The following is an 8,692-nucleotide window of genomic DNA, read 5'->3' as shown; positions in this document are numbered from 1 at the left end:
TAAATCATAAAATTAGTATTAATCAAAATATAAGCTTAACAAGGATAGAATAAATCCTATTTTAGCAGGATTTTTCCTGCTAAATTTTTCATTTGTCTTTTTATTTAATATAGATAAAAATTATAAATAAATCATAAAATTAGTATTAATCAAAATATAAGCTTAACAAGGATAGAATAAATCCTATTTTGAATCAATGAGAAAGGGCTATCCTATGGATGTTATCTTTGCTTTGCTTCTGCTTTTAGCTTTTGGTAGTTTATGGTTTTTTATCCGTTTTTGTGAAATTCAAATTAGGACACGCGGATGATATTTTTACTAGTTTTAAGCTTAATACTTGCTCTTTATTTATTTTATGCTCTATTATATCCTGAAAAATTTTAAAGGAAAAATATGCTAGAAATTTTAATAACACTGATTATAGCTTTTATATTGGCTTTAATTTTTGGAAATTATCTTTATAAAATTGCAAGCTGTAAAAAAACTATTTTTGATTTTATTTTTAATCCAATTGATAACTTAATTTATAAAATTTGTGCAATTGATAGAAAAAATATGACTTGGCAAAAATATTCTTTGCATTTAATTGCTTTTAATGCCTTAGTGGCTATTTTTTCTTTCGTGATTTTTTATTTACAAGATAAACTTTTTTTAAATCCCAATTCGATAAATTCTATGAAAGGGGATTTGAATTTAAATACTGTAATTAGTTTTATTACAAATACAAACCTTCAGCATTATAGTGGAGAGAGTGCTTTAAGTTTGCTTTCGCAAAATACAGGTATTTTACTTGCTATGTTTGTTTCAAGTGCAAGTGGATATTCTGCTTGTATGGCTTTTTGTCGTGCTTTATGTGGCATGCAAATGGGAAATTTTTATGAAGATTTTACGCGTATTATTACGCGTTTGATGTTGCCTTTAAGTTTTATTTTGGCTGTAATTTTTATCTCTGAAGGCGTAGTGCAAAACTATCACGCAAATTTTAGCGTGCTTACTTTAGAAAATAAATTTCAAAGTATTGCCACAGGTCCTGTTGCAGCTCTTGAGTCTATAAAACATTTAGGGACAAATGGGGGTGGTTTTTTTGGTGCTAATTCAAGTATGCCTTTTGAAAATCCTACTTCACTTACAAATTTTTTACAAATTTTATCCATGATGCTTATTCCTAGCGCCTGTGTTGTAGCTTTTGGATTGATGGTTTATCATAGAAAAGAAAGACAAGGTTTTGCTCTTATGGGAAAAGAAGGGGGAGTTATTTTTGGTGCAATGGGGATTATTTTTATCATTTCTTTGCTTTTAATTTATTTTAGCGAAAAAATGTCAAATCCAAATTTGGATTCTTTGGGTTTAAATGCAAATTTGGGAAATTTAGAAGGTAAAGAAATAAGATTTGGCACAGATGGTTCGAGTTTATTTAGTGCTGTAACTACTGCTTTTACTACAGGAAGCGTCAATAATATGCACGATAGTTTAAATCCTTTAAGCATCAGTGCTACTTTGTTAAATATGATGTTAAATGTAGCTTTTGGTGGCGAAGGAGTAGGGCTTATGAATATGATTATTTATGTGCTTTTAACCGTGTTTATTTGTGCATTAATGATAGGCAGAACTCCAGAATTCTTGGGTAAAAAAATAGAAAGCGCACAAATGAAGCTTATAGCTTTGGTAATTCTTATCCATCCTTTATTAATCCTTGTTTTAAGTGCATTAGCTGTTGTTTTTGCAAAAGATAGTATAAGCAATCCTAGCTTTCATGGCTTGGCTCAAATTTTGTATGAATTTAGTTCTTCGGCAGCAAATAATGGTTCAGGACTTGAAGGTTTAAAAGATGATAATTTATTTTGGAATTTAAGTACAGCTTTTGCTATGTTTTGTGGGCGTTATTTGGTTTTAATAGCTCAGCTTGCTATAGCTGGATCGCTTTTGGCTAAAAATACACAAGAAAATACTGCAAATTCTTTAAAAACGGATAATTTAACTTTTATGTTTGTGCTTGTTTGTATTATATATATTTTTGCTGCACTTACTTTTTTTCCGGTGCTTACTTTATCAAGCATTGCAGAATATTTATCTTTATGGCATTAAGGAGAGTCAATGTCTAAAAAACAAAATAAACTCATTACAAAAGAAATTTTAAATAATGCCATAAAAGGAGTATTTTTAAAATTTGATCCACGCTTTATGGTAAAAAATCCTGTTATGTTTATGGTGGAAGTTGGATTCATTCTTACTTTGATTTTAAGTATTTTTCCTACTTTGTTTAATGGAAATTCTGATGAAAGAATTTATAACATCTTAATCACTTTTATTTTATTTATAACCTTGCTTTTTGCAAATTTTGCAGAAAGTATTGCAGAAGGAAGGGGTAAAGCCCAAGCAGCTACTTTAAGACAAAGCAAAAAGGATTCTAAAGCTAGACGCATAAAAAGTGATGGCAGTGAAGAAATGCTTAATTCTAGCGAGTTAAAAATAGGTGATATAGTTTTAGTTAAAGCAGGTGAACTTATACCTAATGATGGAGAAATTATAGAAGGCGCTGCAAGTGTTGATGAATCAGCTATTACAGGTGAAAGTGCTCCTGTTATGCGTGAAGCGGGCGGTGATTTTTCTTCTGTTACAGGTGGGACTACGGTTTTAACTGATTTTTTAAAGATTAAAATTTTAGTTGGAGCTGGGGAAAGTTTTTTAGATAAAATGATCAATCTTGTAGAAGGTGCTGCGCGTCAAAAAACTCCAAATGAAATTGCTCTTAATACTCTTTTAATTGTTCTTAGTTTGAGTTTTTTGGTGGTGGTTGTAAGTTTATATCCTTTTATGCAATTTTTAGGCGTGAGTTTGCCTATTTCGTGGTTAGTAGCATTGCTTGTATGTCTTATTCCTACAACTATAGGGGGGCTTTTATCAGCTATAGGAATAGCAGGTATGGACAGGGTAACGCGTTTTAATGTGATCGCACTTTCAGGCAAAGCTGTTGAAAGTTGTGGTGATGTTGATACTATGATTTTGGATAAAACAGGAACGATTACTTTTGGAAACCGTTTGGCAAATGAATTTTATGAAGTCCAAGGTATAAGTAAAGAAGAAATGATTAAAGCTTGTGTTTTATCCTCTTTAAAAGATGAAACTCCAGAGGGTAAAAGCATAGTTGCATTGGCTCAAAAAATGGATTATGAATTAGAAGGTAATGATATTAAAGAATTTATCGAATTTAGCGCTCAAAATAGAATGAGCGGTGTGGATTTACAAGATAATACAAAAATTCGTAAAGGTGCTTTTGATGCTATAAGGGCTTATATAAGCGAAATGAATGGAAAAATTCCTAGTGATTTAGAAACTAAGGTAATGGAAATTTCAAATCTTGGTGGCACTCCTTTGGTAGTGTGTAAAAATGAAAAAATTTTAGGAGTAATTTATCTAAAGGATACAGTAAAACCAGGACTTAAAGAGCGCTTTGATGAGCTTAGAAAAATGGGCATAAAAACTTTAATGTGTACCGGAGATAATCCTTTAACAGCAGCTACTATAGCTAAAGAAGCAGGGCTTGATGGATTTATAGCAGAATGCAAGCCTGAAGATAAAATAGAAGCCATTAAAAAAGAACAAGCTCAAGGTAAGATAGTAGCCATGACAGGAGATGGAACCAATGATGCTCCAGCTCTTGCGCAAGCTGATGTAGGTATAGCTATGAACTCAGGAACTCAAGCAGCCAAAGAAGCAGCCAATATGATAGATCTTGATTCTAATCCTACTAAAATTTTAGAAGTAGTTGAAATAGGAAAAGGTTTGCTTATTACTAGAGGCAGTCTTACAACTTTTAGTATGGCAAATGATATTGCTAAGTATTTTGCTATTTTACCTGCTATGTTTAGTGTGGTTTTACCTCAAATGCAAATTTTAAATATTATGCATTTGGCTACCCCGCAAAGCGCTATTTTATCAGCACTTATTTTTAATGCTATTATTATACCTTTGCTCATACCTATTGCTATGCGTGGAGTTAAATTTAAGCCTATGAAAAGTGAGTATTTGCTTTTAAGAAATTTGAGTATTTATGGTTTAGGTGGTATGATAGCACCTTTTATAGGGATAAAAATAATTGATATTCCTACAGCTTGGATACTTAGAATTTTAGGAGTGTGATATGCTTAGAACTTTGCTTAGTTTTTTTGTGGTAATGCTAATATTGTGTACTCTTATTTATCCTTTTGCTTTAAATACAGTTGCAAAATTTATTTTTCCTTATCAATCAAGTGGAAGTTTAGTGGATAAAGAAGGTCGTCCGACTTTGGATATAAGCAAAGCGGTAGGTTCAAAGCTTTTGGGTCAAGATTTTAATAAGCCTTATTTTCTACATTCAAGAACATCTGTGTCAAATTACAATACAAGTGATACAAATGAAAGCAGTGTAAGTTCAGGTGGATTTAATTATGCTATGTCAAATCCTGCTTTAAAAGAGCGTGTGCAAAAAGATTTGCAAAAATTTTTAGATGAAAATCCGCAAATTACAAAAGAACAAATTCCTTTGGATTTGTTAAGCGCTTCAGGATCAGGACTTGATCCTCATATCAGTCTTCAAGCAGCCCTAGTGCAAATTCCTAGGATAAGTCAATCTTCAAAAATTACCAAAGAAAAACTAGAAAAAATCATTCAAGAAAATACCGAGTCTAAATTTTTAGGGATTTTTGGGGAAGAAAAGGTTAATGTTTTAGTTGTTAATATAGCTATTGCTAAAGCCATGAAAAAAGAATAAACATGCAAAGACAAAGTCCTGAACAAATTCTTAAAAAACTTGAGGTTAAAGCCAAGGAAGAAGAAAAAAACAAACTTGCAAAATTAAAAATCTTCTTAGGTTATGCTGCAGGTTCTGGAAAAACTTATGCTATGTTAAGTGAAGCTAGAACTTTAAGGGATAATGGAGTTGATGTTGTTTTAGGCTATATAGAGCCTCACGATAGACCTGAAACAATGGCTTTAACACAAGGTTTTGAAAGTATAGCTAATCTTGAAATTTCTTATAAAAATATAGTATTAAAAGAATTTGATTTAGACGCTACCCTTAAGAGGAAACCTGCTTTGGTTTTAGTAGATGAGCTTGCACACACTAATGCTAAAGGCTTGCGTAATGAAAAGCGTTTTCAAGATATAGAAGAACTTCTAAAAGCAGGGATTGATGTTTATACTACTTTAAATATACAACATTTAGAAAGTTTAAATGATTTAGTCGCTAATATCAGTAAGATAGAAGTTAAAGAGCGTATTCCTGATCGTATTTTTGATGAGGCTGATCAGGTTGAACTTGTTGATATTGAACCTAATAAGCTTTTAAAAAGAATGCAAGATGGCAAAATTTATAAGGAAAAACAAGCTAAACTAGCACTTGAAAATTTCTTTCGTCAAGAAAGACTTATAGCTTTGCGTGAGATTGCCTTAAGAAGACTTGCTTCAAGAGTGAATTTAAGAGCAAGTGAACAGAGGCTTATTAATGATGATTTAGCTTATCATACTGGAGAGCATATTTTAGTTTGTATTAATGCTTCAAATGCAAAGGTTATTCGTGCAGCTGCAAGACTTGCTTTAGCTTTTCATGCTAAATTGAGTGCGCTTTATATAAAAAATCCCAATATTAAAGAAGAAAAAGCCTTAGAAGAAAATATAGCATTAGCTAAAAGTTTTGATGCTGAAATCATTAGCGTATATGATGATGATATAGCAAGACAAATTGCAGAGTATTCAAGCCTTAGCAATGTTTCTAAAATTGTTTTAGGTAAAAATAAAGATAAAAAAAAGTTTAAAGAAGAGATTTTTGAAGCTGTTGCTAAAAAAGCACCCAATATTGATTTATATCTTGTTAATGAAAATCAAATTTCTACTCCTAAAATACGAAGTAAAAAAGGTTTTGATTTTTTAGGTTTTTTAAAAATCACAGGAGTTTTGCTTTTAGCAACTTTTATAGCTTTTGTGTTTCATAAATTTAATACTCAGCCAAGTAATATAGTTATGATTTTTATTTTAGCAGTTTTTGCTTCTTCTTTTATTTCTGATAATAAAATTTTCGCCTTTTATTCTTCTTTGGTAAGTGTCTTGATTTATAATTTTTTCTTTTTAGAACCTATTTTTAGTCTTAAAGTTCATGATAGTGGAAATATTATTACTTTTACAACTATGTTTATAGTTGGATTTTTAACAGCTGTTTTTACTAGAAGATTAAAATTGCAATCTAAAGAACTCACTAAAAGAGCTTATAGAACAGCTATTTTGCTTGAAAATAGTGAAAAGTTAGCAAGAGTAAAAAGCAAACAAGAGCTTTGGGAACAACTTGGAAATCAAGCTTTAAAATTATTAAATTTACCTATTATTATTTATCCTATAAATAAAAACAATATTTTATCGAAACCTTTGTTGTTTTTTAACGATGATAAGCAAATGTTAAAAAATTGTTTTAGTGCTGATGAGATTGCTATTGCTCAATGGGTTGCAACAAATAAAGAAAGAGCAGGTGTTTGTACAAATACCCTACCTAATGCTAATGCTATGTATTTACCTATAGAAGATGGGGAAAAAACTAAAGGGGTTATAGGTATAGTTTTAAAAGAAAAACGTCCCTTGCAAGACTTTCAGTATGAAATTTTAAGTGCTTTACTTAATGAGGCGGGAGTTAGAACAAGAGATATATTTTTATTATAAATCCCTTAATTTATTAATCTCATCTCTAATTGCGGCAGCTTTTTCAAATTCAAGTGCTTTAGCTGCTTCAAGCATTTGCTTTCTTAATTCTTTGACAAGTTTTGCTCTTTCGCTAGCTGGCATTTTTTCTAGTTTTTTACCTTTGCGATAAATTTCGCCTAAATCCTCTTCATTTTTCAAACTTTCTTCAATATGGCGTTTGACTGAAGTTGGGGTAATATTGTATTTTTTATTATAAGCCATTTGAAGTTTGCGGCGTTCATTGGTGGTATCCATAGCTTCTTGCATGGATTTTGTGATTTTTTTGCAAAAAAGCAAAACCTTACCATTGACATTTCTAGCTGCTCTTCCCATGGTTTGGATTAAACTTGTAGTACTTCTTAAAAAACCTTCCTTATCTGCATCCATAATGGCAATGAGTGAAACTTCAGGCAAATCAAGTCCTTCTCTAAGTAAGTTAATGCCAATTAGCATATCAAAAGCACCGCTTCTTAAACCTCTTATGATTTCATTGCGTTCTATAGCATCGATATCTGAGTGCATGTATTTGACTTTTATACCAAGTTCTAAATAATACCTTGTAAGTTCTTCAGCGAGTTTTTTAGTCAGCACGGTTACTAAAACCCGTTCGTTTCTTTGTATGACTTTTTTAGCCTCATCAAATAAAATTTCAACCTGATTATCACTATCTTTTAACTCTATCAAAGGATCAAGCAGTCCTGTAGGACGCATGATTTGATGAAAGATATTTTCTTTACTCAGTTCAAGTTCTAAAGGTGCAGGTGTGGCTGAAACAAAAAGAAATTGACAATTTTTATGGATAAATTCATCAAACATTAAAGGACGGTTATCCAAGGCTGAAGGCAAACGAAAACCATAATCAACCAAGGTTTGTTTTCTGCTTCTATCTCCTGCAAACATACCTCTAAATTGTGGTAAAGATACATGGCTTTCATCGACTATAACAAGAAATTTTCTATCTTTAATCGCAAAATAATCAAAAAGCGTATAAGGAGTATCACCTTCTTTAAGTCCTGTTAAATGCCTTGCATAATTTTCAACACCTTTACACATTCCTGTGCTTGTAAGCATTTCAAGATCAAATTCAACCCTTTGTTTAAGGCGTTGATATTCTACGAGTTTATTTTCATGTTCAAAATAAGCAAGGCGTTCGTTAAGTTCTGTTTTTATGTCTTTTATCGCTTGTTTTAATCTTGTTTCGCCCACGCTAAACTGGCTTGTAGGATAGAGTATGAAGCGTTTTAAATCTTTGCCTTTTTTATTTTCTAAAACATTGTAATGATACATAGCATCAAGCTCATCGCCAAAAAATTCAAGTCTTACTACTTCATCTTCATAATAAGCTGGATAAATGTCTATAATATCTCCTTGAACTCTAAAATCTGCACGATCAAAAAAATTATCATTTCTTTTATAACCCATATCTACAAGTTTTTTTAAAAGTTCTTTTTGTGAAATTTGCATACCTAGTTCAAAGATTAAAACCATGCCTATGTATTCATTTGGATTACCAAGTCCATAATTTGCCGAAACACTAGCTATGCAAACTACATCTTCATAACTTAAAAGAGAAGCAGTAGCGCTCAGTCTTAAACGCTCTAAGTCTTCATTGGTTGAGCTGTCTTTTTCTATGAAAACATCAGTGCGTGGGATATAGGCTTCAGGTTGATAATAATCATAATAAGATATAAAATATTCCACATGATTTTTAGAAAAAAAGCCTTTAAATTCGCTATAAAGTTGAGCGCAAAGGCTTTTGTTGTGACTCATGATAAGAGTAGGTATATTAAGTTCTTTAATGATATTTGCCATGGTAAAGGTTTTTCCACTTCCTGTAACGCCTAGTAAGGTTTGATATTTGTTGCCTTTTTTTATACTTTTTACTATGCCTTTTATGGCTTCTTGTTGATCAGAACTGGGTTTAAATTCGCTGGTAAGTTCTAACATTTTTCTACTTTATTTTTATTTTTGAAAAAATTTTAAAAGA

At 31.3% G+C, this 8,692-nt stretch carries 5 protein-coding genes and 1 pseudogene; 5 read left to right on the top strand and 1 reads right to left on the bottom strand.

All coding sequences use genetic code 11. The annotated features are described in order from the left end of the window. The first annotated feature begins 196 nt into the window (after nucleotides 1-196). The 5 genes and pseudogenes from kdpF (at nucleotide 197) to AJ887_RS06615 (ending at nucleotide 6,684) form a co-directional block, all read left to right on the top strand. Nucleotides 197-384 (top strand): annotated as a pseudogene (gene kdpF, locus AJ887_RS09920) (K(+)-transporting ATPase subunit F). A 9-nt stretch (nucleotides 385-393) separates the two neighbouring features. Further along, on the top strand, nucleotides 394-2,085 hold the full coding sequence (gene kdpA / locus AJ887_RS06630; RefSeq protein ID WP_070210739.1) for a potassium-transporting ATPase subunit KdpA: 1,692 nt from the start codon (nucleotides 394-396) through the stop codon (nucleotides 2,083-2,085). A gap of 9 nt (nucleotides 2,086-2,094) precedes the next feature. Continuing rightward, nucleotides 2,095-4,140 carry a potassium-transporting ATPase subunit KdpB gene (kdpB, locus tag AJ887_RS06625; RefSeq protein ID WP_070240534.1) on the top strand — a complete coding sequence of 682 codons (2,046 nt, stop codon included), beginning with the start codon at nucleotides 2,095-2,097 and terminating at the stop codon, nucleotides 4,138-4,140. A 1-nt stretch (nucleotide 4,141) separates the two neighbouring features. Further along, nucleotides 4,142-4,750 carry a potassium-transporting ATPase subunit KdpC gene (kdpC, locus tag AJ887_RS06620; RefSeq protein WP_070240533.1) on the top strand — a complete coding sequence of 203 codons (609 nt, stop codon included), beginning with the start codon at nucleotides 4,142-4,144 and terminating at the stop codon, nucleotides 4,748-4,750. A gap of 2 nt (nucleotides 4,751-4,752) precedes the next feature. Continuing rightward, the gene (locus AJ887_RS06615; protein WP_070240532.1) at nucleotides 4,753-6,684 is read left to right on the top strand and encodes a sensor histidine kinase; all 1,932 of its coding nucleotides are present in this window, start codon (nucleotides 4,753-4,755) and stop codon (nucleotides 6,682-6,684) included. Here the strand turns inward: AJ887_RS06615 and uvrB are convergent. Next, nucleotides 6,679-8,652 carry an excinuclease ABC subunit UvrB gene (gene uvrB / locus AJ887_RS06610; protein ID WP_070240531.1) on the bottom strand — a complete coding sequence of 658 codons (1,974 nt, stop codon included), beginning with the start codon at nucleotides 8,650-8,652 and terminating at the stop codon, nucleotides 6,679-6,681. The two genes, AJ887_RS06615 and uvrB, sit on opposite strands and share 6 nt — an antisense overlap. Between the last annotated feature and the right edge of the window lie 40 nt (nucleotides 8,653-8,692).

Source organism: Campylobacter sp. BCW_6466, from assembly GCF_001762835.1.
In the GTDB taxonomy this organism is placed as follows: domain Bacteria; phylum Campylobacterota; class Campylobacteria; order Campylobacterales; family Campylobacteraceae; genus Campylobacter_D; species Campylobacter_D jejuni.
This window is presented reverse-complemented; position numbering and strand designations above follow the sequence as displayed.

Coding starts and splice junctions, on each gene's coding strand:
- kdpA (WP_070210739.1), top strand. CDS start 394: ATGCTAGAAATTTTAATAACACTGATTATAGCTTTTATATTGGCTTTA.
- kdpB (WP_070240534.1), top strand. CDS start 2,095: ATGTCTAAAAAACAAAATAAACTCATTACAAAAGAAATTTTAAATAAT.
- AJ887_RS06615 (WP_070240532.1), top strand. CDS start 4,753: ATGCAAAGACAAAGTCCTGAACAAATTCTTAAAAAACTTGAGGTTAAA.
- uvrB (WP_070240531.1), bottom strand. CDS start 8,652: ATGTTAGAACTTACCAGCGAATTTAAACCCAGTTCTGATCAACAAGAA.
- kdpC (WP_070240533.1), top strand. CDS start 4,142: ATGCTTAGAACTTTGCTTAGTTTTTTTGTGGTAATGCTAATATTGTGT.